Below are 25,515 nucleotides of genomic sequence, written 5' to 3'. Positions count from 1 at the left end.
CTCAGATGTCCTTCGCGAGCCGGACGCCGGTGAACTGCCAGCGCTGGTGCGGATAGAAGAAGTTCCGGTAGCTGGCGCGGGCGTGGCCGCGCGGCGTCGCGCACGACCCACCCCGCAGGACAAACTGCCCGCTCATGAACTTGCCGTTGTATTCACCCACGGCGCCATCGGCTGGAGCGAAGCCGGGGTAGGGGCGGTAGGCGCTGCCGGTCCATTCCCACACATCGCCGAAGAACGCGGGCGCCTTTGCCGCGGGGCGTGGCTCCACGGGCCCTGCCTCATCCATCTGGTTGCCGCCTGCGGGGTCATGGCCCGCCGCAGCGGCTTCCCACTCGAACTCGGTTGGCAATCGCGCGCCTGCCCAACTGGCATAGGCATCGGCCTCGAAGAAGCTGACATGAGTGACCGGGGCTGCGGGGTCGACCGCGCGCCGCCCGTCGAGGCCAAAGCGGGTCCACACCCCGTCCTGCTCCTCCCAATACAGCGGTGCGGCGATCCGCTCGCGCTGAACCCATGCCCATCCATCGGACAGCCACCAGCGGGGATCGCGATAGCCGCCGTCGCTAATGAACTGCTGCCATTCGCCATTGGTCACCGTGCGGCTGGCTATCGCATGCGGCGCGACCAGCGCGCGGTGGCGCGGCCCTTCGCAGTCAAAGGCAAAGGCGTCACCGTCATGACCGATGTCGATGATCGCCTCACCTTGTTCGATCCAGGTGATCGGCGCCGGCACCCCGACGGGCACTTTCGGTGCGGCCGGCCACAGCGCAGGTTCCAGCGGGTTTTCGGCAAAAAGATGCAGGATATCGGTGACCAGCAACTCCTGATGTTGCTGCTCATGATGACAGCCCAGTTCGACCAGTGTGCGCGCTTCCGGCGGCAGTCCGGGCAGCGCTGCCAGCAGCGCGGCGTCAACCGCGGCGCGATAGCCGCGGACCTCGTCGAGCGTTGGGCGGGTCACCATGCCGCGACGCGCGCGCGCATGGCGGCGACCCTCGGCCTCGTAATAGCTGTTGAACAGGAACGGGAATCGAGGATCATGCAACCGGTAACCGGCGATATGGTCGCGCAACACGAACGTCTCGAAGAACCAGCTGGTGTGCGCCAGATGCCATTTGGCTGGCGACGCATCGTCCATCGACTGAACGGTGGAGTCGGCATCGCTAAGCGGTGCGGCAAGGGCGTCGGTCAGCGCCCGCGTCGACCGATAGAGTTCGGCAATTCGGTCTTCGTTCGGCGCGTGACGCAGGTGCATCCTGTGCTCTCCCCCCAGAAAGCGCCAGCCGGACACTATCGCCGCGGCGATCAGCGCACAGGCAAAGCGCAGCAGGGAAAATGTCCCCTACCGCTGATCTGGATCAGGAAAACAAACGAGCCACCGGGATTTTTGTTCAACGTCTCGCCAGCCGAACGTGCCGGGTTAGTTTCGGCCCGCCGCGAACAGCATCACCACGACCACAAGGATCGCCAGCGCCTGGAATAGGATACGCTGCTGCATCATTCGATTGGACTTCAGCTGGCCTGCCGTCGGCCCGGTCTGGCCAGTTCCTCGCGCCTCTGCGCTTGCGTTCTGCAGAAACGCGACGATCCCGCGGATCAAAGCGACAAGCGTCGCAATGAGCGCCGCGACCAGGAGGATGACCAGAAACGTCTGCATGGCCCCAATCTAGGCGGTGAGAGGGCCATTGGGAACCCGTCCTGCGCGCAGATCGGCGGCGATCACGAGACCGTCCACGCCACTCTCGCGCATCGCGGCCAGCGTGGGCGCGCCATGTCGCTTCGCGAGCCGCTGTCCATCGGCTCCGATCAGAAGGTCATGATGGTGGTAATGTGGCGTCGGGAGCTCGAGCAGTTCCTGCAGCAAGCGGTGCACATGGGTCGCGGCAAACAGATCGCGGCCGCGCACCACGTCGCTCACGTTCTGCCAGGCGTCATCAACCGTGACCGCCAGATGGTAACTCGCTGGCGCATCCTTGCGCGCGAGAACGACATCGCCGGCGGACAGCGGATCGGCGCGGATCAGTTGGCCGTGGTCATGCCAGGTCAGGGGTCCAACGCGCTCGACCGCCTGTGCCATGTCGATCCGCCAACAGAATGGCCGGTCGCTTGTTTCATCCCGCCCTCGACAGGTTCCTGGATATACCGGCTCGGCTCCGTGTGGGGCTGACAGGCTGGCGGCAGCAATCTCTGCGCGGGTGCAATAGCAACGGTACAGCAGACCCATGTCGCGCAGCCGATCCAGCGCGGCGGCGTAGGCGGGCAGGCGATCCGATTGGTGGACGACCGGCCCGTCCCACGACAAGCCCAACCAGGTCAGGTCGTCCTTGATCGTTCCAATATGCTCAGGCCGGCTGCGCGTGCCGTCGATATCCTCGATGCGCAGCAGAAAGCGCCCGCCTCGGCTCCGGGCGAGATCATGCGCCAAGATGGCGGACCAGGCATGGCCAAGGTGCAGGCGGCCGGTCGGGGAGGGGGCGAAGCGGCTGACGATCACGCTGGGCGATGTGCGAAGCTTTGGCCGCCCCGGCAACCCCGCCGCTTCTTTCCGCCTCAGCGCCCGCTAAATACCGGCTCGCGCTTTTCCATGAACGCAGCAACTCCTTCCTTGTGATCTTCGGTCGCCATCAGTCGGCGGATCGTCTCGATCGCCCAGCCGCCCAAGTCGCGCGGATCGCCGTAAGCGGCCCGCCGCAGCCCTTCCTTCATGTAGCGCAGCGCCAGCGGCGGGTTCGCCGCGATGCGGGTGGCCAGAGCCCGGGCTGCCGGCAGAAGATCGCCATGCGGCACGACCTCGCGCACCAACCCGATGCGCTGCGCCTCGGCCGCGTCGATCACGTCGCCGGTGAAAAGGAGCTCGGCGGCCTTGGCGGGTCCCACGATGGAGGGAAGGCGGTAGAAGCCGCCCACGTCACAGACGAGCCCGCGCTTGATGAACAGCTCGGCGAATTTTGCCTTGTCGGAGGCGACGCGGATGTCGGCATAGAGTGCCAACTCCATGCCCCAGCCGACCGCCGCGCCGTTCACTGCAGCGATCACCGGCTTGTCGCATTCCAGCGCGGCCATCGCGGCGGGGGTGGGTTGATAGCGGACCACCGGTGGCGCCTTGCGCTTGGCGAAGGCATCCGGCCCGGCCATGATCTCGCCGACGTCATCACCCGAGCAGAACGCCGGGTCCGCCCCGGTCACGATCACGCACCGTGCGTCCTCGTCGGTCACTGCGCGACGAAAGGCCGCTTCCAGCTTCGCATAGGCGTCCCAGTTCAGCGCGTTGCGCCGCGCCGGCCGATTAAGCGTGATCGTGGCAATGTGATCCGCCACTTCATAGGTGACGCTCTCGCTCGTCTCGTCGTTCATTCGTCCTCTCCCCTTGACCCGGCTTTTCCCGGGCTGTCATCATGGCGTCATCGCGGGACGCGAGACGTCCGGCGACACGGTATCGAAGGGGAGCGCGCTTGTTCCATCCCGATCTGATCCGCCATCCGGACTCGTGCCCGGCGCTCGTGCTGAACGCCGATTACACGCCGTTATCCTATTATCCGCTCAGCATCTGGCCGTGGCAGACCGCGGTCAAGGCAGTGTTTCTCGATCGCGTGGCGATCGTCGCGCATTACGAGCGGGAGGTGCGAAGCCCGAACCGCACGATGCGCCTGCCCTCGGTCATCGCGCTCAAACAATATGTAAGGCCGTCGCAATTCCCGGCGTTCACCCGTTTCAACCTGTTCCTGCGCGATCGCTTCGCCTGCCAATATTGCGGCGGCCACATGCGCGATCTGACCTTCGACCATGTCGTGCCGCGCGCGCAGGGTGGCCGGACGACCTGGGAAAATGTCGTCACGGCCTGCGCCCCATGCAATTTGCGCAAGGGTGGGCGGACCCCGAAGCAGGCCGGGATGCCGCTCCATATCGAACCGATCCGGCCGACCAGCTGGCATTTGCAGGAACATGGGCGCAGTTTTCCGCCTAACTATCTCCACGAGACATGGCACGATTGGCTTTATTGGGACGTTGAGCTCGAAGCCTGATCTTGAGGGAGGATGAAAAGGTAATGCGATCATGGATCGTCGCCGCGGCGCTGGTGCCGCTTCTGGCCGCTTGCGGCGCGCGGGACGAGGATGAGGAAACGGCTGCCGCCGCCAACTACAGCCCCCCAACAGTCACCTCTCGACTTGATTTCGGCAGCGAGATCGAGCGCCGTTTTCACGAGAATGACGTCAACCGCGACGACAAGATCACACCTGACGAGCTGCCTGAACGGCTGCAGCCAATGATCGCGCGCGGCGACAAAAATGGCGACGGCGCGCTGAGTGCACAGGAATGGGGCGACATGCTGCTCGACTGGTTCGATCGCAACGATCTGAACAGGGATCGGACGCTGACCAGTGAAGAACGCGAAACCTACCGCCGGCAGCAGCGCGAGCGTGCTGCCGCTACGGCAACTGACCAATCTGCGCGTTGACCATGACAGCGGGTGCGGTGCAGCATGATGAGATGAACGGTCTCCCCCCTGTCACCAACACCGATGATATCCGCTATCTCGGCCGGGTTCTCGGTGACGTCATTCGCGAGATGGGGGGCGAACGGTTGTTCGCGGCGACGGAGGCGATCCGGTCGGCGTCGGTCGATCGCCATCGCGGCGGCGGCGCACCGGTGGACCATCACCTCGACGCGCTATCGCTTGATGAAACGCTCGATTTCGTCCGCGGATTCATGCTGTTCTCGATGCTGGCGAACCTGGCCGAAGATCGACAGGGCGTCGCGGCAGAAGAGGGTGCGGACGTCGCCTCCGCGCTGGAGCGGCTCGCTGCGGAGGGCGTCGACCACGATCAGGTCTGCGCGCTGCTCGACCATGCGCTGATTGCGCCCGTGCTGACGGCGCATCCCACCGAGGTGCGCCGCAAAAGCATGATCGACCATCGCAATCGGATTGCGGCGCTGATGGCGCTGCGCGATTCGGGTGCGGAGGAAACCCCCGCTGGCGACCGCATCGACGAGGCGATCATGCGGCAGGTCGCCTTGCTGTGGCAGACGCGCGTGCTGCGGCGGGAACGCCTGTACGTCACGGACGAAGTGGAAACCGCGCTCAGCTATCTGCGCGACGTGTTCCTGCCGGTCATCCCTGCGCTGTACCAGCGTTGGGACCGCGCCATGGGACGGCGCCTGCCGGCATTCCTCAAGCCGGGAAGCTGGATCGGCGGCGATCGCGACGGCAATCCTTATGTGACCGCCGATTCGTTGCGCACGGCGCTGTCAAAGGCGTCTGCCGCTGCACTCGGCTATTATCTCGATGAACTGCACGCACTCGGCACGGAACTGTCGATCTCGTCGGATCATGCGACGATCGACGAGGCGGTGATCGCGCTGGCAGAGGCAAGCGGCGATACTGGCGCCAGCCGCAGCGACGAACCTTATCGGCGCGCCCTGTCCGGAATCTATGCGCGGTTGGCCGCCACCTATCAGAAGCTCGTCGGAACGCCTCCGCCGCGCCCTGCGGCGCGTGTCGCCGCGCCCTATCCCGACCCCGCTGCCTTGCGCGCCGATCTTGTCACGCTTGCGCGCCCGTTGTCTGAGGGCGCGGGCGGGCTGCTCTCCAGCAGCGGAGCGATTGGGCGGCTGATCCGCGCGGTCGAGGTATTCGGCTTCCACCTCGCGACGCTCGACCTGCGGCAGAACAGCGCGGTGCACGAGCGAGTGGTCGCCGAGCTGCTCAAGAACGCCGGTGTCTGCGACGACTACCTCGCCCTGGACGAGGCCGAACGCGTCGCGATGCTCAATCGCGAACTCGCCAGCGCGCGGGGGCTCACCAGCCGCTTCATCACCTATTCCGAAGAAACGACTAAGGAACTGGAGATCGTCGCCGCCGTGGCCGAGGCGCATGCGACCTACGGGTCAGCAAGCATCCGGCAATATATCGTGTCGATGTGCGAATCGGTCAGCGACCTGCTCGAGGTGCATCTGCTGCTGAAGGAAGCGGGCCTATACGTCCCCGGCGATCCGCCCCACGCGGCGGTGATGGCGGTTCCGCTGTTCGAGACGATCGGCGATCTGGAAGCCGCGCCCACGATCATGCGTGCCTGGTTCGCCCTGCCGGAGGTGGCGGCGATCGCCCGAGCACGCGGCCATCAGGAAGTGATGATCGGCTATTCCGATTCGAACAAGGACGGCGGCTATCTCACCTCCGGCTGGCAGCTTTCAAAAGCTTCTACCGCGCTGAAACCGGTGTTTGAGGCGGCGGGCGTGGGCATGCAATTGTTCCACGGCCGCGGCGGCGCGGTGGGTCGTGGCGGTGGGTCGGCCTTTGCGGCGATCCGGGCGCAGCCTCCCGGCACGGTGCAGGGTCGGATCCGGATCACCGAACAGGGGGAGGTGATCGCCGGCAAGTACGGCACGCGTGAAAGCGCGATCACCAATTTGGAGGCGATGACGTCCGCCACGCTGCTGGCGAGCCTGTCGCCCGCACCGCTGTCCAACACGGAGAATGAGACGTTCGCGGCGGCGATGGACAAGCTGTCGGACACCGCGTTTCACGCCTATCGCGACCTTGTTTACGGCACCGAAGGCTTCAATTCCTTCTTCCGCCAGATGACGCCGATCGCGGAAATCTCCGGGCTGAAGATCGGTAGCCGACCGGCGAGCCGGAAGAAATCCCAGCGGATCGAGGATCTGCGCGCGATTCCCTGGGTGTTCAGCTGGGCGCAGGCGCGCGTCATGCTGCCCGGGTGGTACGGCGTCGGGCACGCGCTCGCGGCGTTCGAAGATAAGGCGTTGCTCGCCGACATGGCGGAGGGGTGGCCGCTGTTCGGGGCGATGCTGGCCAATATGGAGATGGTGCTCGCCAAATCGGACATGGGTATTGCCGAACGGTATGCCGGACTGGTGGAGGACGAGAAGCTTGGGGCGCGTATCTTCGGGCGGATCCGGGACGATTGGCAGCAGACCTGTGACGGGCTTCTGGAAGTCACCGGTCAGTCGCGCTTGCTGGAGAAGCATCCGGCGCTCGACGCGTCGATCCGCTTGCGACTTCCTTATATCGAGCCGCTCAACCTGCTGCAGATCGAATTGATGCGCCGCCATCGCGCTGGCGAAGATGATCTGCGTATCGCCGAGGGCATTTTGCTGTCGATCAACGCCATCGCCACCGCGCTGCGCAACTCCGGGTAACCGCTGGGTGAGATTGCTGTTGCGAATTATTCGCGTTTGTCATAGCGACCGAAGGCGAGGCGATTATGCCTGCTGAGCGGTGGAATGACGGCGATCGAAACGGACACGGTGATGGAGCGACCAGCGGCGGCACCTGCAGCTGACGCTCGCGCATCAGCGGCCCGCCAGCAGCCGGCGTCCCGTTCTCGCAAGAAGGCCCGTTCCTTCTGGCTGAAGCAACTGCACACCTGGCATTGGGTCAGCGCCGCCGTCTCTCTGGCGGGGATGCTGTTGTTTGCCATCACCGGCATCACGCTTAATCACGCCGCCTCGATCGGCGCGGAACCCAAGGTGACTCAGGTGGAGGCGATGCTGCCGCCGCCGCGCCTCGCCGAATTGCGCGGTGACCACGCCGCGGCTGCGCCGCTACCGCCGCGCGTAGCGGAGGCGGTGGCTGCCGCCGTCGCGCTTGATCCCGCGGGGCGCGCGGCGGAATGGTCGGACGAGGACGTCTATGTCGCCATGCCGGGCCCCGGCCAGGACGCCTGGGTCAGCATCGATCGGACGACCGGTGCGATCAGCGCCGAAAGGACGTGGCGTGGCTGGATCTCGTACCTCAACGATCTGCACAAGGGACGGAACACCGGCGATGCCTGGTTCTGGTTCATCGACGTCTTCGCGGCGGTGTGCATCGTCTTCACGCTGACCGGGCTCCTGCTGCTTCAGCTGCATGCTCGCCATCGCCCATCAACCTGGCCGCTGGTGGCGACGAGCCTGCTCGTCCCGCTGCTCCTGGCCGTATTCCTGATCCATTAAGAGGGAGGCCGCGAACAACCTCATGCGTCCAGTCTATCTCCTCGTCGCCGGCGCGATCAGCGCCCCCGCGGCTGCGCAGACCGTCAGCGTCACCATTCCGCAGCTGAAAGTGGCCGAATATCATCGCCCCTATGTCGCCGGATGGCTGGAACCGGCCACTGGGGGGCCGGCGCGAACCGTGTTTGTCTGGTACGACGTCAAGAAGGGCGGCGCGGAACCGGGTACCAAATGGCTTGCCGATTTGCGTAGCTGGTGGCGCAAGGGCGGCCGCACGATGAAGCTGCCGGCCGATGGGGTCAGCGGCGCGACCCGTGCGCCCGGCACCTACCAGATCCCACTGCCCAAGGGGCTGCCGGCCGGGCAGTACGTCCTGAATGTTGAGGCCGCTCGCGAGACCGGCGGGCGCGAGCTGCTCCGCGTGCCAGTCACCGTTCCGGGCAAGGGCGGCACTGCCAAGGGCAGTGCCGAGCTCGGCACCATTACCGTTCGTTGAGGAAGATCGCCATGCGTCTGAAGACCCTGCTGCTCGCCGCCATCGGTGCCGCCACCCTGGCCGCCCCGGCGATGGCACACCGCCAGTGGTTGCTCCCGTCGACCACGACCCTGTCGGACACCAATCAATATGTGACCGTCGACGCAGCGGTGTCGAACGACCTGTTCTACCCGGATCACGTCGCCATGCGCCCTGAACAGATCAAGGTCTGGGCACCCGATGGCACCACCGGCACGATTGAGAATGCCGCCACGGGGCGCCACCGCACCACCTTTGACGTGAAGGTAGACAAGCCTGGTACGTGGAAGATCGGCACCGAAATGTCGTCGGCCATGGGCAGCTTCAAGCTGAACGGCGAGGAATGGCGCGTCGGCGGCCGCCGCGGCCCCCCGCCGCCGGCGGCCACCGCTGCTGGTGGCATGGCGCCGCAGGGGCGACCGCGGGTGCGAAGTGTCGCCACGCCCGCCGAAATTCCCGCTGGCGCGACTGACGTCCGGCTCACCGAGATGATGAGCCAGAACGCAACCTTCGTGACGGCAGGGCCGCCGAGCGAGGGAGTGTTCAAGCCGATCGGCAAGGGGCTGGAGTTCCAGCCGATCACCCATCCGGGGGCGCTCGTCGCCGACGAAGAGGGGCAGTTCCGCTTCCTCGTCGATGGTAAGCCCGCTGCCGGGGTGAAGGTGACAGTGGTGCCAGGTTCCAAGAAGTTCCGTGAAGCCGAGGGCGCGCAGGAACTGGTAACGGGCGCGGACGGCGTCCTTCGTGTCAGCTGGCCCGTGCCCGGCATGTACTGGATGAGCGCGACGATGACCGACGCGAAGACGACGGTGCCGCGTGCCACCGAGCGGCGCATGACCTTCACCACGACGCTGGAGGTGCCCGCGCCCTGAGCGCGGAGCGGCCGGCATGTCCGCTGATGTGAGAACGGCGGCAGCGACGGCTGCCGTCCGTTACGCTGTCCCGCCGATCGACGACCGTGCAATGGCCCATTGGGATCAGTCGGCGTCGGTGGCGACACTGAGCGGCGCAACGATGGGGACGCGCTGGCAGGTGCGTTATGCCGAGCCGGAGAATCACGATCCGGCACAGCTAAGTGCAGAGATCCAGGGGCTTTTTGCCACCATCATTGCTGACATGAGTCATTGGGTGGCTGAATCGCGTCTCTGTGTGATCAATCGCTCGCCGCCGGGTGAGTGGCATTCGGTCTCTGCCGATTTCGCCGACGTGCTGGGCACCGCGCTGGAGGTGGCTGCCGTATCGGGCGGGGCGTTTGATCCCGCGATCGGCGCGCTGGTTGACCTCTGGGGCTATGGTCCCGTCGCGGTGGATCGCGCGCCGATGATGCAGGAGATTGCCGCTGCCCGGGAGGGCGGCGGGTGGCAGCAGCTGGATCTTGATCGCGGCGCCTGCCGGGTTCGGCGTCGCGGTACGGCGCGGCTTGATCTGTCGGGGATCGCCAAGGGGCATGCCGTCGACCGACTGTCCAAGTTGCTGCAACAGAACGAAATCTTCCACAGCCTGGTCGAGATCGGTGGCGAGTTCGTCGGGCGTGGATTGCGGCCTGATGGCGATCCCTGGTGGGTTGAGCTGGAGACGCCGGGTGCCTGTGCGGCGCCGATCCGCGTCGCGCTGCATCAATGCGCGGCGGCGACGTCGGGCGATTATATCCGCGGGCGGCATACGATCGATCCACGCACCGGTTCGCCGGTGGCGCATGCGTTGGCGGTGAGCGTGATCCACGAAACGGCGATGCAGGCGGATGCGTGGGCGACGGCGCTGAGCGTCGTGGCGCCGGCGGAGATGATGGCGATGGCGGCAGCGCGCCACCTTCGGGTACGTGCGCTGATCCGGCGGGAGGGGCGGATCGTGGAATGGCTGAGCCCCGAGTTGCGCGCGATGATCGACGATTGAGCTGGCGCAAGACGGCCGCGAACCGCGGACCTTCGGCCTGCCTGCGGCGTTGAATCGGCCTCAATCAGCCGCCCCCGCGGCTGTCCCGGCCGGTGTTTCGATGACCGATGCATACCGTCCGTTACGCCTTGGTTTCCCGGTGAAGGTCATGGGCAAGCCGGGCCTGAAATCAGGCGACACCCGCCGCTGGCAGAAGAACCCGCATCTCAAATGTTCGCTCGAGTTGCTGGACGAGGTGCTGGAGTATCTGCGCAGCGAACGGCTGGACATGTACCGGCTGTCCTCGGACATCGCGCCCTATGCGACGCACCCGGACATGCCGCAATTTCACAAGATGGTGGCAGAGAGTGATGCCGAGCTGCGTGCGTTCGGGGCCAAGGCCCGCGCCTATGACATCCGGCTGTCGTTCCACCCGTCACAATATGTGCTGCTGAACGCGCCCAATCCGGAGCTGACGCGAAAGAGCATCTGGGACCTGTCGAGCCAGGCCGAGATGCTTGATCGGATGGAGCTGGACGACGAGGCGGTGATGATCACCCATGTCGGCGGCGTCTATGACGATCACGAGGCGAGCCGCGCGCGCTGGATCGAGGGGTGGGAGCAATGCCCCGAGCATGTCCGCCGGCGACTGGTGCTGGAGAATGACGACGTCCGCTTTTCCGCCGCCGATGTGCTGTGGATTCATGAGCGGACCGGCGTGCGGCTGATCTTCGACTATCAGCATTTCTGGTGCCTCAACCCTGAGCGGCTCGACATGCGCGACACGCTGGAGCGGTTCCTGGCGACGTGGCCCGATGGCGTCCGGCCCAAGATCCACTTTTCCTCGCCGCGCACCGAAATGCGCGAGGTGAAGCAGAAGGTCAGCGCGCGCGAACGGGCCGCCGCGGCGGGCAGCGGCAAGGCCAGCGCGGGCGAGGTGCTGAAGGCGCCGCTGAAACCCGCCGCGCGGGTGAAGACGGTGCTTCGGCCGCCGGTCTGGACCGGCCACGCGGATTTCACCAACCCGTTCGAATTCGCCACCTTCATGCGGATGGCGGTGGGGCTGGTGTTCGACGTGATGCTGGAAGGCAAGGCGAAGGACCTGAGCCTGCTTCGGCTGCGCCCCGACCTGCTGCGCTTCGCGCCCGATGTCGCGGCGCGCTTTGGCATCACCGATCAGGATGCGGCGGATTTCGCGGCCGATGAGGCGCGGCTCGAGGGTGCGGTGGACGCGGATGATGAGCCGGATGTCGATGAAGGATTGGCGCAGGCAGCGGAATAGCCGGTCGGTGCGTTGTTGCCCGGCAATCGAGGGAGGTGTTATGCAGATCGTGAAGCTGCCGGCCGGTGAGCCAGCCCCGCCCGATACCGATTGCATCCGGATCCAGGAACGCAAGGACGGGCAGTTCCTGCTCGAAGGATCGGTGCTGTTCCGGTGTGGCGACATCGATTCGGCGGAGTCGGTGTCGCTGGTCGGCGGCGATCCTTATCCCAGTTACGACGATGCCGAAGCGGCAGGTCTGGCTTGGGCGGACGATCATTGCGTCGAGACGTTGCACCTTGCGCGATCGGCGGGGACGCAGCCGTTGCCCGACGCGGCATAGGATCAGCCGCGGGATGCAAAAATCCCATAGGTGATGCAAAGACAGATTGTTGCGCGCAGAAGGCCACGACCGTAACGGTCGGGTATGAAGCTTCTGTCCTCCGCGGCCTTTGCTGCGCTCGCCCTGTGTCTTGCCACCAACGCCGCCGCGGAAATGCAGCGCTACAGCGTGATCTTTGGCGGCAAGACCGTCGGCCACCTCAACGCCGACGTCGAGGGCGACCGGACCGCAATCGATTTCGATTACAAGAACAACGGCCGCGGGCCGACGATGAAGGAAACGCTGCGGCTGGACGCGAACGGCCTGCCGGTCGCGTGGGATATCGCCGGCACGACCACCTTCGGATCCAAGGTGGAGGAGCATTTCGCGCGCAATGGCAAGGGCGCGACGTGGACCGATGCGACGGGCAAGGGCGCGGTCGCGGCGGCGCCGGCCGGCGCGGTCTATATCGCGCAGAGCGGCAGCCCTTGGTCGACCGGCCTTTATGCACGCGCGATCCTGAAGACCGGCGGCACCACGCTCGCCGCGCTGCCGGGCGGCACGCTGACGCTGACCAAGGGCCAGACGCTGAACATGACGGGCGCGAACGGCCCGCTGAAGGTGACCGCCTATGACGTCGGCGGGATCGAGACGACGCCGGACACCATCCTGCTCGACGACAAGGGCGACATGTTCGCCGCGATTTCGCCCCGACAGGTCATCGTGCGCGCCGGCTATGAGGGCGAGGCCGAGCGGCTGAAGACGCTGGCGGCGCAATGGTCGACCGACCGGTTCGTGGCGATCAACAAGAAGGTGGCGCATCGCTACGCCGGGCCGGTGCGCATCCGCAACGTGCGCGTGTTCGATCCCAAGGCCGGCACACTCGGCAACCCGGTATCGGTGCTGGTGTCGGGCAACAAGATCAGCGCTGTCGAGCCGCTGACCAAGAAGGGCGCGGCGGGCGAGACGGTGATCGACGGCGCCGGTGGCACGATCGTCCCTGGCCTGTACGAAATGCACGCGCATACCGGGCAGGAAGGCGCGCTGCTGAACCTGGCCGCCGGCGTCACCACCATGCGCGACATGGGCAATGACAATGCGGTGCTCGACACGCTGGTGGAGCGGATCGACAAGGGCGTGATCGCGGGGCCGCGGATCGTTCGCGCCGGCTTCATCGAGGGGAAGAGCCCGTTCAGCGCCAATAACGGCATTCTGGTCAACAGCGAGGCCGAGGCGGTCGCCGCGGTCCGCTGGTACGCCGATCACGGCAAGTTCTGGGGCGTCAAATCGTACAACAGCATGAACCCGGCGTGGATCCCCGCGCTGGTGAAGGAAGCGCATGCGCGCGGGCTGAAGGTCGCGGGGCACGTCCCCGCCTTCGCCACCGCGGACCAGATGATCGAGGCCGGGTTCAACGAACTGACGCATATCAACCAGTTCATGCTGGGCTGGGTGATCAAGCCGGAGGAGGATACGCGCACGCTGTTCCGCCTGACCGCGCTGAAGCGGCTGCCCGCGCTCGATCTCAACAGCCCCAAGGTGCAGAAGACGATCGGGATGATGGTCGATCGCAAGCTGCCGATCGACGTGACGCTGGGGATTCACGAAAACCTGCTGCTCAACCGCGACGGGCAGATCGCGCCGGGGGCGACCGACTATGTCGATCACCTGCCGATCGGGGCGCAGCGCAGCCTGAAGCAGGCGTGGATCGATGCCAGCGCGCCGGGCGACGATGCCGCCTATCGCGGCGCCTATGACAAGATCGTCGCGACAATCCGCATGCTCAATGACCGCGGCGTGATGATCGTGCCGGGCACCGACACCGGCGGTTCGTTCACGTTCCACCGCGAGCTGGAATTGTACCAGAAGGTGGGCATGACGCCGGCGCAGATCCTGACCCGCGCATCGTGGGACATGGCAAAGTATCTAGGCCAGGATGCGACGCTGGGATCGGTCGAGCCGGGCAAGTTCGCCGATTTCTTCCTGGTGCCGGGCGACCCGACCAAGGACCTGAAGGCGATCAAGCGGATCGCGATGGTGGTGAAGGACGGTACCTTCTTCTACCCGGCGGAAGTGTATCCGGAGTTCGGCATCAAGCCGTTCACCGCCAAGCCGACGATCACCAGCAACTGATCGGGCGTTCCTGCCGCCCGCGTTGGCGGGGGCCGTGCCGGGGGGTGGCGGCGCGCGTCAGGGGCGGCGGTGACATCGGCCAAGTCGCCCCTATCTAAGGGGCGATGCCAGCCGCTCCGCCGTTCCTCCTCGCCTTTGGTGACAGCCTGATCGCTGGCTATGGGCTGGCGCCGGCCGACGGGCTTTCTGCCCAGCTGCAGCGCGGGCTGGCGCGGCGCTTCCCGGGGGCGCGGGTGCACAATGCCGGCGCGTCGGGCAATACGACTGCGGATGCGCTTCGCCGCCTGCCGCGCGTGCTGGCGGAGATGACCGTTCGCCCTGACCTTGCGCTGGTGCAGATCGGGGCGAACGACGTGCTGCGCGGCGTGCCGCCGGTGCAGACGCGGGCCAATCTGGATGCGATCGTCACCGAGCTGGCGCGCTGCGGCATCCCGGTGCTGCTGACCACGCTTGATCCGCCGGCGCTGGTCCGCGCGCGGGCCGCGCCGTACCTGGGGCTGCATGGCGAGATCGCGGCACGCCATGGCGCAGCGATCAGCGGGTTCTTCCCAGCCGGGATCCTGGGGCGCGCCGACATGGTGCTGCCCGATCGCGTTCACCCCAATGCGCGCGCGATCGCCGCCGTGGTGGCGCACCTGCTGCCGACGATCGAGGCGCTGCTGGCGGCGCGGTCGGCCGACGCCGCCTGACCGGCGATCGGCGATTGCGCTGAATCCGGCGCGATTGATCGATTTCCCCTGTCGTACTGACGAATTTATGTCGCTTCCATCGCAGGTCGATCGGCCTAGTCTCCGTTCAGAACATAGCGTTGAGAGGATAACGACATGGACGCACCCACCAGTGGCTGCCCGGTTACCGGAAGCCCGCTGAGCGATCATTCCAAGGAACCCGCCGCGCTGCGCAAGCTGCTGGGCCGCACCAACCGCGATTGGTGGCCCAACCAGCTGTCGCTGGAAATCCTCCAGCAGGACGGCCTGTCGGGCAATCCGATGGGCGACGATTTCGATTATGCGGCCGAGTTCAAGACGCTCGACCTGGAGGCGGTAAAGGCCGATCTCCGCGCCTTGATGACCGACAGCCAGCCGTGGTGGCCGGCCGATTATGGTCACTATGGCCCGTTCTTCATCCGCATGGCCTGGCACTCGGCCGGCACCTATCGCACGGGCGACGGGCGCGGCGGTTCGTCGTCGGGCGCGCAGCGGTTCGCCCCGCTCAACAGCTGGCCGGATAACGGCAACCTCGACAAGGCGCGGCGCCTGCTGTGGCCGATCAAGCAGAAATATGGCCGCAAGCTCAGCTGGGCGGACCTCTTCATCCTGACCGGCAACGTCGCGATCGAATCGATGGGTGGCCCGGTGTTCGGCTTTGGCGGCGGACGCGAGGACGTGTTCGAGCCGGAGAAGAGCATTTACTGGGGCACCGAGGAGGAATGGCTCGGCCAGACGCGCATCGACGAGAAGTCGGGCCTGGCGCTGGAGAACCCGCTGGCGGCGATCCAGATGGGCCTCATCTACGTCAATCCGGAAGGGCCGGGCGGTGAGCCTGATCCCAAGGGGTCGGCGCGCGACATCCGCGAGACGTTCCACCGCATGGGCATGAACGACGAGGAAGTCGTCGCGCTGACCGCCGGCGGCCACACCTTCGGCAAGGCGCATGGCGCGGGCGACGCGTCGCTTGTCGGGGCGGAGCCGGAGGGTTCCGACATTGCGCAGATGGGGCTTGGCTGGGCCTCCACCCACGAAAGCGGCATGGGCGATCACACGATCACCAGCGGCATCGAGGGCGCGTGGACGCCGACGCCGATCCAGTGGGACATGACCTATTTCGAGATGCTGCTCGACCACGAATATGAGCTGGTGAAGAGCCCGGCCGGGGCGTGGCAGTGGCAGCCCGTGGGCAACCCGCCCGAGACGCTGGCGCCCAAGGCGCATACGCCCGGCGTGAAGGTGCCGACGATGATGACCACCGCCGACATGGCGATGAAGGTCGACCCGAAGTATCGCGAGATCTCCGAGCGGTTCCGCAGCAATCCGGACCAGTTCGCGGACGCCTTCGCCCGCGCGTGGTTCAAGCTGTGCCACCGCGACATGGGGCCGAAGGTGCGGTACCTTGGGTCGGACGTGCCGGCGGAGGATTTGATCTGGCAGGATCCGATCCCCAAGGCCGATTACGCCGCGATCGATGCGGCCGACGTCAGCGCGCTGAAGCAGAAGATCGCCGACTCCGGGCTGTCGACGAGCGAGCTGGTGAAGACGGCCTGGGCGTCGGCCGCAACCTATCGCCAGTCGGACCATCGCGGCGGCGCGAACGGTGCGCGCATTCGGCTGGAGCCGCAGCGCAGCTGGGACGTCAACGAGCCCGAGAAGCTCGCCAAGGTGCTGGACGTGTATGAGCGGATCAAGGCGGACTTCGACGGCAGCGCGAGCGGCGGCAAGAAGGTGTCGATCGCTGACCTGATCGTGCTGGGCGGCACGGTGGGCGTCGAGCGCGCGGCGAAGGCGGCCGGCCACGACATCGAGGTGCCGTTCACCCCCGGTCGCACCGATGCGAGCGAGGAGCAGACCGATGCCGGCAGCTTCGACGTGCTGGAGCCAAAGGCCGATGGCTTCCGCAATTACCTGCAGGTGCGGTTCAACGTACCGACCGAGGAATTGCTGGTCGATCGCGCGCAGCTGCTGGGGCTGAGGGGGCCGGAGATGACCGTGCTGGTCGGCGGGATGCGCGTGATTGGCGGCAACCATGGCGACACCGATCACGGCGTGCTGACCGACAAGCCGGGGCAGCTGACGAACGACTATTTCGTCAACCTGCTCGACATGGGCACGGCGTGGAAGCAGGTCGATGAGGAGAGCGACGAGCTGTACATCGGCAGCGATCGCGCCACCGACGAGCCGCGCTGGCGGGCATCGCGCACCGACCTGGTGTTCGGCGCCAATTCGCAGCTGCGCGCGCTGGCCGAAGTCTATGCCAGCGACGATGCCAAGGAGAAGTTCGTCAAGGATTTCGTCGCAGCTTGGACCAAGGTGATGGAGGCCGATCGCTTCGACCTGAAGTACAAGTAAGCGCAGGGTAAGCGAGGGTAAGGGGCCGCGGCATCCAGGGGTGCCGCGGCCCTTTTCCTTTCGCGCGTCTCGACCGTTACGGTGGCGGAACCACGGGGCGCGTCGCGCCGTTCAATCGCCGATGGCAGATGAACCCCATAGCGTCGGCGACATTCTGGACCGGCTGGATGAACTGGCGAACGACAAGGACGAGGTGTCGCTGGGGCAGACGATCGAGGCATTCGGCAATCGCAGCTATGCGCCGTTCCTGGTCATCCTGCCGCTGATCGACATATCGCCGGTTGGCTCGATTCCCGGCCTGCCGACGCTGCTGGCGCTGGTGATCGTGCTGACCGCCGGGCAATTGCTGTTCGGCCGCAAGCACATGTGGCTGCCGGGATTTCTCGCCAATCGTTCGCTGAAGTCCGAAAAGGTCACCAAAGCGGTGAAGAAGCTGCGTCCGGTGGGCGAGCGGATGGACAAATGGTTTCACGGGCGGCTGCCCGCGCTGACGCAGGGGCCGATGGTGCGGGTCGCGGCGGCGGCGATCATCGTGCTGACGCTGGCAGTGCCGCCGCTGGAACTGCTGCCGATGGCGACCACGGCGCCGATGGCGGCGATCGCCGCGTTCGGCATGGCGCTGCTGGTGCGCGACGGGCTGCTGATGATCATCGCGTTCGTGGCCGCGGCAGGCGCGATCGCCGCCGCCATCGGGCTGTGGGGATCGCGCGGCTGACGCACCCGCGTGCTCGCCATGCCGCGCCGCTCAGGCGAGCGGCCGCGCGTTCAGACGATTAACGCCGGCAGTCCCTGCCACAGCACCGCGATCATCGATAAGCCAGCGCCGGTCAGTGCGATCCAGCGCATCCAGTCGCGGAATGGATCATCGCCGCTGCTGCCCACGCCCCGCAACCGGGCGATCAGCCACCCGTCCGCCGCCAGACAGGCCAGCGTCATCACCACCGTCAGGATCCGGGCGGTGTTCGTCGTCAGAAACACGCTCGCCACGATATAGACGGCGAAGAAGTGCACCGCCCAGACGATCATGCCGCCCAGCATCCAGGCCCAGGCGCGCATCGCTCAGATCGTGCCCGGGAAGAGCCGCGCGAGGAGCGCGATGACGCTGCCCTGCGCGGCGGTGTAGCACATGAACATGACGGTGACGTCCATCGAGTTGTTGCGCGGGCGGACGATCAGCGCGCGGCTGTTCCGCGCGGCCATATAGCCCGCCATCAGCACGCTGATCGCGACGATCAGCCCCTGCAGCGTCTGGAACGCATAGACGATCGCGCCCTGGCCGCTGGCGGTGGGCCACAGGCCATGCGCCGTCCAGTTCCAGCAATCCACGCCGAAGCCGATGGCAAGCCCCGCCGCCGCGCAGCACAAAAGCACCCCGGGCGTCCACAATTCGGTTTTCTCACGCGCCAGCATGGCGCGCGCGAGCAGCGCGAAGCCGGCGCCGCCGCCATGACCGAGCAGGATCGGCAGAAGCCACCAGGGATCGGGCGCGGCGATCCAGAATTGCGGATGGATGCCATAGAGATAGAAGAAGCCGAAGATTGCCATGACGAACATCATGCCGATGACGATCAGGAGGATGATCATCGCCCACCAGCCGTGCGAACGCGGCCCGGTGGCGTAGGTGGGGAGCATGATCCCGGCGCCGACGTCGACCTTCTTTTCCGGCACCAGCCGGTCGGTGTCCCACAGCCAGCGCAGGATGCAGGCGATCGCCAGGATGCCGCTGACGAACGAGATGAAATAGGCCTGCACCGTCAGGATCAGGAAGAAGCCGGCGGTGAAGATCGCGCCCAGCAGCGGCCAGGGCGACGGCGTGGGGAGGATCTGCACATATTGCGGCTCGGCGCGCAGCGGGCTGGTGATGATCGTCTCTCGCAAGCCGGTAGCGGAGCCGGGCAGGAAATAACGCCCCGCCTCGACATCGTCGGGCAGGTTAGGATCATCCCAGAGCGGATAGCGGCTCTTGATCACCGGGATGCTGCGGGTGGAGAACAGCCCGGTGGGCAGCCATTCCAACGTGCCGCCGCCATAGACGTTGCCCGCGTCATTATCCGTCGTGAAGCGCATGTTGCGCGCGCAATCGATCAGGAACAGCAGCACGCCAGCGCCAAACAGGAACGCGCCGACGGTCGAGATCATGTTGGTGAGATCCCAGTCGCGGCCCGGCAGATAGGTATAGACGCGGCGCGGCATCCCCATGAAGCCGGTGAGGTGCATCGGCAGGAACGTCACCTGCATCCCGATGAACATCAGCCAGAAGATCCACCGGCCCAGCCGCTCCGACAGCGGGCGGCTGCTGGTCATCGGGGTCCAGTAATACAGCGCGGCGAAGAAGGGGAAAACCATGCCGCCGATCAGCACGTAATGAAGGTGCGCGACGATGAAGTAGCTGTCGTGCGCCTGCCAGTCGAACGGCACCATCGCCACCATTACCCCGGTCAGCCCGCCGATGACGAAGGTGATGAGCCCGCCGAGCAGGAACAGCGTCGGCGTGTTGTAGCGGGCGCGCCCGACGGCAAAGGTCGCAATCCAGGAGAACACCTGAATGCCGGCGGGGACGCTGACTGCCATGCTGGCGGCGGAGAAGAAGCTGACCGACAGCGTCGGCATGCCGGTGGTGAACATGTGGTGCGCCCACACGCCGAAGCTGATGAAGCCGGTGGCGAGGAACGCCAGCACGATCAGATTGTGGCCGACCAGCCGGGTGCGCGCGACCGCCGCCACCACCATCGAGACGAGCCCCGAGGCGGGCAGGAAGATGATGTACACTTCGGGATGGCCGAAGAACCAGAACAGGTGCTGCCACAGCAGCGGATCGCCGCCGCGGGTGGAATCGAAGAACGGCCAGTTGAACGCGCGCTCCAGCTCCAGCAGCAGGGTGCACAGGATCACCGAGGGGAAGCCGATGATGATCATCACCCCGAACACCAGCATCGCCCAGGCGTAGATCGGCATTTTCGCCAGCGTCATGCCGGGCGCGCGGGTGCGCAGCACGCCGACGATGATCTCGATCGCGCCGGCGATGGCGGAAATCTCGATGAAGCCGATGCCCAGCAGCCAGAAATCGGCGTTGATCCCGGGCGAATAGGTAGTGCTGGTATAGGGCGGGTACATGAACCAGCCGCCGTCCGGGGCGAGGCCGACGAACAGCGAGGCGAAGAAGCACATGCCGCCGATCGCATAGGCCCAGAAGGCGTAGGCGGAGAGGCGGGGGAAAGGGAGGTCGCGCGCCGCCAGCATCTGCGGCAGCAGCAGCACCGCCATCGCCTCCATCGCCGGCACCGCGAAGAGGAACATCATCACCGTGCCGTGCATGGTGAAGAACTGATTGTACGTTTCCTGCGGCAGCACGCCCATCAGCGGCAGCGCGAGCTGCACGCGCATGACCAGCGCCAGCACGCCCGCGAGGATGAAGAAGGCAAAGGCTGTCGCGACGTAATAGAAGCCGATGTAATTGTTGTTGACCGCGGTCAGCAGCTCCCAGCCCTTGGGCTTGCACCAGATCCGTTCGAGCTGCGCGCGTTCCCCCGCCGGCCGCTCCCCCTTGGTCGGGAAGCGATCGTAGAGCGCGGGATCGAAGCCGGTTTCCGACGTCACTTCTGCGCCTGCATGTAATCGGCCAGCGCCTGGAGATCCTCACCCGGCAGCATCGTGTAGGGCGGCATCCGGTTGCCCGGCTTGATCGCTTGCGAATTGCCGATCCAGCCGATCAGCGTGCCGCGATTGTTGGGCAGGATGCCGGCGCCGAGCGACTGGCGGGTGCCGACATGCGTCAGGTCCGGTCCGGCAAGGCCGTTCGCCTGTGTCCCGGCAACGCGGTGGCAGGCGGCGCAGCCGGTCGACTGGAACAGCTGCGCGCCGCGCGTGTTCGCCGCCGGCGCGGGTTGCTGCAGGCGCGCCTGGCGGGCGGCCATCCAGCGGGCGAAGTCGGCCGGGTCGTGCGCGACGACGACGAAGCCCATCAGGGCGTGCGGGCCGCCGCAATATTCCGCGCATTGGCCGCCATAAACGCCCGGCTTGTCAGCCTGGATCTTCAGCACGTTGCGGCGACCGGGGATCATGTCGAGCTTGCCCGACAACCGCGGCACCCAGAAGCTGTGGATGACGTCGTTCGATTCCAGTTCGAGGAGGACGGTACGGCCGGTCGGGATGTGCAGTTCGTTGGCATCGCGCAGCTGCGGCTGGCCGTTTGCGCCGAGATAATCGACCCGCCACCACCACATTTCGCCGGTGACGCGCGCCGTCATCGCGACCGGGCCGGGCGGGGCGGTGAGATTGCGGGTGAGCGTCAGGCCGTAGACCAGGAGGGCGCTGAGCACGACGACGGGGAAGGCGACGCCGCCGATCCAGATCGCCTTGCTGCCGCCGAGCCGCTCGCGCAGCCGCTCCTTGCCGAACAGTGCGACCCACAAGGCCATCAGGACGACGGCGAAGACGCCGACGCCCATCGCGAAGAGGATCCATGACAGGGTGGAGATCGACCCCGCGAAGGGGCCTGCGGGATCGAGCACGGGCGGCGGCCAGCCGGCGAGGCTGTCGGCCAGCCCGCCGACCGGTCCGGCGCTATTGTGACCGGAGGGTGTAGAGGTAGGCGGCGACATCGCGCGCTTCCTTCTCGCTGAGCGGCATGGCCGGCATGGTGGTTCCGGGGACGAGCTCTGGCGCGGCGCGGACGAAATGCGCCAGCACGTCGGGCCGATTGGGGAGGCGGCCGGCGATCATGCCCTGGTCGGCGAAGCGATCGAGCGCAGGGCCCAGATCGCCCTTGGGCCAGGTGAGCCCGGGGATCGAATGACAGGATCCGCAGCCGACGCGGCGGATCGCGGCGAGGCCAGCGGCGGGATCGGCTTGCGGCATATGCTGGCGCTCGTCCGGTGGCGGCTTGCAGGCAGTGACCGGCAAGGCAAGCGTGAGCAGCGGCAGCAAGGCGCGAAGCGTCGGCAATGATCCCCCTTCGTGGCCCGGCACGAAACGGTGCCGATCGTTTCGGAACCGATCGGACCGGCGGAGGTTCCGAGAAAGCGATGATGAAGGCTGCACCCCTCCGGCGACGGCCGCTCGCCGAACTTGCGTTTCTGTTGCTGGCGGCGTGCGGGACAGCGGACCGGACCGCGGCGGATCGCTTCGTCGAAACGGGGCAGCTGGTGGCGCTGAGCGGCGGGGATGCGGGTGCATCGAGCGCGTGCCTGGTGTGTCACGGCGTCGACGGGCGCGGCAACGGGGCAGGCGCGCCGCGGCTCGCCGGGCTGGATCTCGGCTATCTGTCGGCGCAGCTGGAGGCCTATGCCACCGGGCGGCGCAAGAATGCGGAGATGGAGTGGATCGCCAAGCGGCTGACCCCGGCCGACCGCCAGAGGGTGTCGGCCTATTACGCCGCCATGCCGTATCGTCCTGCCGCAGCGATGCCATCCAACGTCAGCGCGGGGCCGGCCGCCGCCCTGTACCAGCGCGGTGATCCGGCGCGCGGGCTGCAGCCGTGCGCGGTGTGCCATGGCCGGGCCGGCGAAGGGGTGGGGGCGGGTAATCCGGCGCTGGGCGGACAGCCCGCCGGCTATCTGTCGCAGCAGCTGGTCGCCTGGCAGCAGAGCGAGCGGCGCAACGATCCGGGCAATGTCATGCTGGAGATCAGCCGCAAGCTCACGCCGGGCGAGGTTGCCGGTCTTGGTGCTTATGCGTCCGGTCTCCCTGGGGGTCTTCCTCGTCGGGAATCTCCGGCAGCATCCCGCTCAGCACATCGTGACGATCCCAGAAATGATGCTTCAGCGCCGCGCCCACATGGAGCGGAATGACGAGGAACAGCGCGAAGACGGTGGCGAGATGGATATCCTCCGCCACGTCCATGATCTGCCAGCGTAAGGCGAGCGGCATGTCGCCGAGCGGGAAGGGTGGCCACGGGACCACGCCGGCGAGATAGAGCGGCCCCGGCTCCGCAATCGCCGACCACATCACCCAGCCGCTGATCGGCAGCAAGAAGAAGGTGGCGTAGAAGATATAGTGGATGATGACCGAGACGGTCGTCTGCCAGCCCTGCTTGTCGGCATCATTGATCGGGCCGGGGACCGCCAGCCGCCACGCAAAGCGCGCCAGCGCCAGCAGGATCACCGCCAAGCCGGCGGCGCTGTGCACCTGATAGGCGGCAAGCTTGTCCTCGCCCACGGGCAGCCGGCTCATCGACCAGCCCCAGCCGAGCTGAAACAGGATCAAAAAGGCCATGATCCAGTGGAAGGCGATGCCGACCGGCGAATAGCGACCGCGTTCGGTGTGGCCGCGCGCCCATTCGCGAAGCTGTCGGATCATCGCGCCGCCACCTCCTGCTCCTCCGCGACGAACCAGCGCGCCAGCAGCCACAGCGCACCGCCCAGATACAGGCCGGCGGCGGGGGCCCACATGATCAGCCCGGCAAGCTGCTGATCCTCCAGCGGCGAAAGGCCCCACGCCTGGGTGGTGAGATAATGCGGGGCGTAGAGCGCGCCGCTGTTGAAGACGAGCAAGGCGCCGAGCAGCCCCATCTGCACCATCATCGCCAGCAGCGCGGCGATACCCATCGGCATCGGCGCGGTGCGGATGTGGGCCCACATGCCCCAGGCGGTGACGACGAGCGTCGCCTGCATCAGCCAATAGGCTGCGTTGCTCGACAGCGCCCAGGCGTAGGCGGGCGGCGCATGCCAGACCCAGAAGGCGAGCGTGTGCGCGACCGTCCATAGCGCCAGTCCGCCGCGCGGCGGGCGAAGCGCGGGAGCAAGCGCGATCGCCAGCAGCGGCGCCAGCACGGCGGTAAGCAATACGTGGTGGACGGTGCGCGCGGCGAACAGCGCCGACGTCAGCGCGCACAAGGGCGAGACGAAGAGCAGCACGGCGAGCGCCAGCGCCGCGGCGAAGAATTGCCGCTGGCGCGCGTCGGCATCAACCAGCCGGTAAAAAGCCAACCCGGCGATCGCCAGCACGGCAAGAAGAATGGGATCGTCGTTCCAGCGCCCCGTCAGTGTGTCAGGAAGCGGCGCGCTGCCGCAATATGGTAGCCAGGCCACCGCCTGATTCACGTCGTCTTCCCCCGTTCCCAGCCTTGGTGAACGAAGAAGAGACTATCGACGCGAGCGCGAGTTCCCTGCCGGGGCGGCCGGCTTGGGAGCGGCCTTGGTCCCCGGCAGCGTCACCGGTGCCTCCTGAGTGACCGGCGGGGTGGCCGGCTCCGCGCGGTAGGGCGGGGGATTGTCGGCGGCGATATAGGCATGGAGGATGCGCGTCGGATTGGCCGGCGGCTCGCCCTTTTCGATCGCGTCGACATATTGCATGCCCTCAAGCACGCGGCCGAACACGGTGTATTTCCCGTCGAGGCTGAGGCGCGGCATCAGCACGATGTAGAACTGGCTGTTGGCGCTGTTCTCGTCCTGCGCGCGGGCCGCAGCGACGGCGCCGCGTACGTGCGGCAGATAGTTGAATTCCGCCTTCACGTCGGGAAGGTCCGAACCGCCGGTGCCATCGCCCTGCGGATCGCCGCCCTGCGCCATGAAGCCTTCGATCACACGGTGGAACGTCAGCCCGTCGTAGAATTTGCGGCGCGTCAGATTCTTGATCCGGCGGACCATGTCAGGCGCCACGTCCGGGCGCAGCCAGATCGAGACGCGCCCGCCGCTCGACAGGTCGAGCAGCCAGGTATTTTCAAGGTCGGTCGTCGGCGGCGGGGTATAGCGCTGCTTGGTCGCCTGCCCCGCCTTCGCCGCTTCTTCCATGGCCTTGTTCTGGGCCATGGCGGGGCCGGCGAGCAGCGTCGCGGCCAGCATCGCAATCAATCCAACAATGCGCATCGTTATTCCAACCAGATCGTGTCAGCAGCGCCCTAAACTAGATCGCGGCTTGCGCCAATCTGAACCGGTGGTGCGCTGATCGTCGAAACCTATTATCCGCCGCGCCGCCCGGTCTGCTCCACCCTGGCCACGACTTCGTCGCGTACCGCGGGGCTGACGAACTTGCTGATGTCGCCGTTGAAACGGGCGATTTCCTTCACCAGCCGGCTGGCGATCGGCTGCAATGCCACATCGGCCATGAGGAAGACCGTCTCGATCCGGTCGTTCAACTGCTGGTTCATGCCGGCCATCTGATATTCATATTCGAAATCGGCCACCGCGCGCAGGCCGCGCACGATCATGCTGGCGCCTTCCCGCTCGGCAAAGTCCATCAGCAGCAGATCGAAGCTGACGACGCGGATGTCGGCATCGAGCCCGGCGCATTCGCGCTCCACCTGCGCCATGCGTTCTTCGAGCGAGAACATCGGGCTTTTTGACGGGTTCGTCGTCACGCCGATGACCAGCCGGTCCACCAGCTTCGCGCCGCGCCGGATGATATCCATGTGGCCCAGCGTGATCGGGTCGAACGTCCCCGGGTAAACACCGATTCTGGTCAT

At 66.4% G+C, this 25,515-nt stretch carries 25 protein-coding genes and 1 pseudogene; 14 read left to right on the top strand and 12 right to left on the bottom strand.

Features of this window, described 5'->3' with window-relative positions:
* Window position 1: 1 nt before the first annotated feature.
* The 4 genes from egtB to K0S66_RS04055 form a co-directional block, all read right to left on the bottom strand.
* Window positions 2–1,255 (bottom strand): ergothioneine biosynthesis protein EgtB, encoded by a 1,254-nt coding sequence (egtB, locus tag K0S66_RS04070; RefSeq protein WP_301073865.1) that lies wholly within the window; start codon window positions 1,253–1,255, stop codon window positions 2–4.
* Window positions 1,256–1,420: 165 nt separating this feature from the next.
* Complete coding sequence (locus K0S66_RS04065; RefSeq protein ID WP_301073864.1) at window positions 1,421–1,657, bottom strand: twin transmembrane helix small protein; 237 nt, start codon at window positions 1,655–1,657, stop codon at window positions 1,421–1,423.
* Between the two features lie 9 nt (window positions 1,658–1,666).
* Window positions 1,667–2,494, bottom strand: coding sequence for a tRNA glutamyl-Q(34) synthetase GluQRS (gene gluQRS / locus K0S66_RS04060; protein ID WP_301073863.1), 828 nt, complete (start codon window positions 2,492–2,494; stop codon window positions 1,667–1,669).
* A gap of 56 nt (window positions 2,495–2,550) precedes the next feature.
* On the bottom strand, window positions 2,551–3,354 hold the full coding sequence (locus tag K0S66_RS04055) for an enoyl-CoA hydratase-related protein (RefSeq protein ID WP_301073862.1): 804 nt from the start codon (window positions 3,352–3,354) through the stop codon (window positions 2,551–2,553).
* Window positions 3,355–3,452: 98 nt separating this feature from the next.
* Here K0S66_RS04055 and K0S66_RS04050 point away from each other — a divergent pair, with 98 nt between their 5' ends.
* From K0S66_RS04050 to K0S66_RS03990, 13 genes are all read left to right on the top strand, one after another.
* A complete protein-coding gene (locus K0S66_RS04050; RefSeq protein ID WP_301073861.1) occupies window positions 3,453–4,022 on the top strand; it encodes an HNH endonuclease in 570 nt (189 codons plus the stop codon).
* A gap of 23 nt (window positions 4,023–4,045) precedes the next feature.
* The gene (locus tag K0S66_RS04045) at window positions 4,046–4,456 is read left to right on the top strand and encodes a hypothetical protein (protein WP_301073860.1); all 411 of its coding nucleotides are present in this window, start codon (window positions 4,046–4,048) and stop codon (window positions 4,454–4,456) included.
* A 32-nt stretch (window positions 4,457–4,488) separates the two neighbouring features.
* On the top strand, window positions 4,489–7,158 hold the full coding sequence (ppc, locus tag K0S66_RS04040; RefSeq protein ID WP_301074027.1) for a phosphoenolpyruvate carboxylase: 2,670 nt from the start codon (window positions 4,489–4,491) through the stop codon (window positions 7,156–7,158).
* A 111-nt stretch (window positions 7,159–7,269) separates the two neighbouring features.
* Complete coding sequence (locus K0S66_RS04035; RefSeq protein WP_301074026.1) at window positions 7,270–7,953, top strand: PepSY-associated TM helix domain-containing protein; 684 nt, start codon at window positions 7,270–7,272, stop codon at window positions 7,951–7,953.
* Between the two features lie 22 nt (window positions 7,954–7,975).
* Window positions 7,976–8,446: a DUF2271 domain-containing protein gene (locus K0S66_RS04030; protein ID WP_301073859.1), complete on the top strand. Its 471-nt coding sequence runs from the start codon at window positions 7,976–7,978 to the stop codon at window positions 8,444–8,446.
* A gap of 11 nt (window positions 8,447–8,457) precedes the next feature.
* Window positions 8,458–9,336, top strand: coding sequence for a DUF4198 domain-containing protein (locus K0S66_RS04025; RefSeq protein WP_301073858.1), 879 nt, complete (start codon window positions 8,458–8,460; stop codon window positions 9,334–9,336).
* 16 nt (window positions 9,337–9,352) lie between these two features.
* The gene (locus tag K0S66_RS04020; protein WP_301073857.1) at window positions 9,353–10,357 is read left to right on the top strand and encodes an FAD:protein FMN transferase; all 1,005 of its coding nucleotides are present in this window, start codon (window positions 9,353–9,355) and stop codon (window positions 10,355–10,357) included.
* Window positions 10,358–10,457: 100 nt separating this feature from the next.
* Entirely contained in the window at window positions 10,458–11,618 is a 1,161-nt protein-coding gene (gene uvsE / locus K0S66_RS04015) for a UV DNA damage repair endonuclease UvsE (protein ID WP_301073855.1), read from the top strand.
* 40 nt (window positions 11,619–11,658) lie between these two features.
* Window positions 11,659–11,940: a hypothetical protein gene (locus K0S66_RS04010; RefSeq protein WP_301073853.1), complete on the top strand. Its 282-nt coding sequence runs from the start codon at window positions 11,659–11,661 to the stop codon at window positions 11,938–11,940.
* Between the two features lie 84 nt (window positions 11,941–12,024).
* A complete protein-coding gene (locus tag K0S66_RS04005; RefSeq protein ID WP_301073852.1) occupies window positions 12,025–14,052 on the top strand; it encodes an amidohydrolase family protein in 2,028 nt (675 codons plus the stop codon).
* 104 nt (window positions 14,053–14,156) lie between these two features.
* Window positions 14,157–14,741, top strand: coding sequence for a GDSL-type esterase/lipase family protein (locus tag K0S66_RS04000; protein ID WP_301073851.1), 585 nt, complete (start codon window positions 14,157–14,159; stop codon window positions 14,739–14,741).
* 135 nt (window positions 14,742–14,876) lie between these two features.
* Complete coding sequence (katG, locus tag K0S66_RS03995) at window positions 14,877–17,114, top strand: catalase/peroxidase HPI (protein WP_301073849.1); 2,238 nt, start codon at window positions 14,877–14,879, stop codon at window positions 17,112–17,114.
* Between the two features lie 121 nt (window positions 17,115–17,235).
* Window positions 17,236–17,829: an exopolysaccharide biosynthesis protein gene (locus K0S66_RS03990; RefSeq protein ID WP_301073848.1), complete on the top strand. Its 594-nt coding sequence runs from the start codon at window positions 17,236–17,238 to the stop codon at window positions 17,827–17,829.
* A 50-nt stretch (window positions 17,830–17,879) separates the two neighbouring features.
* Here K0S66_RS03990 and K0S66_RS03985 read toward each other — a convergent pair whose 3' ends face one another.
* Genes K0S66_RS03985 through K0S66_RS03970 form a run of 4 tightly spaced genes read right to left on the bottom strand, consistent with a single transcriptional unit; the run spans window position 17,880 to window position 22,058 of the window.
* Window positions 17,880–18,170 carry a hypothetical protein gene (locus tag K0S66_RS03985; protein WP_301073846.1) on the bottom strand — a complete coding sequence of 97 codons (291 nt, stop codon included), beginning with the start codon at window positions 18,168–18,170 and terminating at the stop codon, window positions 17,880–17,882.
* Window positions 18,171–18,173: 3 nt separating this feature from the next.
* The gene (locus K0S66_RS03980) at window positions 18,174–20,711 is read right to left on the bottom strand and encodes a cbb3-type cytochrome c oxidase subunit I (RefSeq protein WP_301073845.1); all 2,538 of its coding nucleotides are present in this window, start codon (window positions 20,709–20,711) and stop codon (window positions 18,174–18,176) included.
* Complete coding sequence (gene coxB / locus K0S66_RS03975) at window positions 20,708–21,715, bottom strand: cytochrome c oxidase subunit II (RefSeq protein ID WP_301073844.1); 1,008 nt, start codon at window positions 21,713–21,715, stop codon at window positions 20,708–20,710. The genes K0S66_RS03980 and coxB overlap by 4 nt, the downstream gene beginning before the upstream one ends.
* On the bottom strand, window positions 21,678–22,058 hold the full coding sequence (locus K0S66_RS03970) for a c-type cytochrome (RefSeq protein WP_301073842.1): 381 nt from the start codon (window positions 22,056–22,058) through the stop codon (window positions 21,678–21,680). The genes coxB and K0S66_RS03970 overlap by 38 nt, the downstream gene beginning before the upstream one ends.
* On the opposite strand from K0S66_RS03970, the pseudogene K0S66_RS16745 reads away from it, so the two are divergent.
* A pseudogene (locus tag K0S66_RS16745) lies at window positions 22,058–22,675 on the top strand (c-type cytochrome); the annotation flags it as partial. The gene K0S66_RS03970 and the pseudogene K0S66_RS16745 sit on opposite strands and share 1 nt — an antisense overlap.
* Window positions 22,676–22,751: 76 nt before the next feature.
* On the opposite strand, the gene K0S66_RS03960 reads toward K0S66_RS16745, so the two are convergent.
* From K0S66_RS03960 to coaD, 4 genes are all read right to left on the bottom strand, one after another.
* Window positions 22,752–23,411 (bottom strand): cytochrome b, encoded by a 660-nt coding sequence (locus K0S66_RS03960; RefSeq protein WP_301073841.1) that lies wholly within the window; start codon window positions 23,409–23,411, stop codon window positions 22,752–22,754.
* Window positions 23,408–24,154, bottom strand: a complete 747-nt coding sequence (locus K0S66_RS03955) for a cytochrome c oxidase assembly protein (protein WP_301073840.1) — start codon at window positions 24,152–24,154, stop codon at window positions 23,408–23,410. The genes K0S66_RS03960 and K0S66_RS03955 overlap by 4 nt, the downstream gene beginning before the upstream one ends.
* A 42-nt stretch (window positions 24,155–24,196) precedes the next feature.
* Window positions 24,197–24,844 carry a peptidylprolyl isomerase gene (locus K0S66_RS03950; protein ID WP_301074025.1) on the bottom strand — a complete coding sequence of 216 codons (648 nt, stop codon included), beginning with the start codon at window positions 24,842–24,844 and terminating at the stop codon, window positions 24,197–24,199.
* A gap of 167 nt (window positions 24,845–25,011) precedes the next feature.
* Window positions 25,012–25,515, bottom strand: a complete 504-nt coding sequence (gene coaD / locus K0S66_RS03945) for a pantetheine-phosphate adenylyltransferase (RefSeq protein WP_301073838.1) — start codon at window positions 25,513–25,515, stop codon at window positions 25,012–25,014.

It is taken from the genome of Sphingomonas sp. (assembly GCF_029239295.1).
Lineage (GTDB): Bacteria > Pseudomonadota > Alphaproteobacteria > Sphingomonadales > Sphingomonadaceae > Sphingomonas.
The sequence above is the reverse complement of the archived record's forward strand: the minus strand, read 5'-3'. Positions and strand labels throughout refer to the sequence as shown.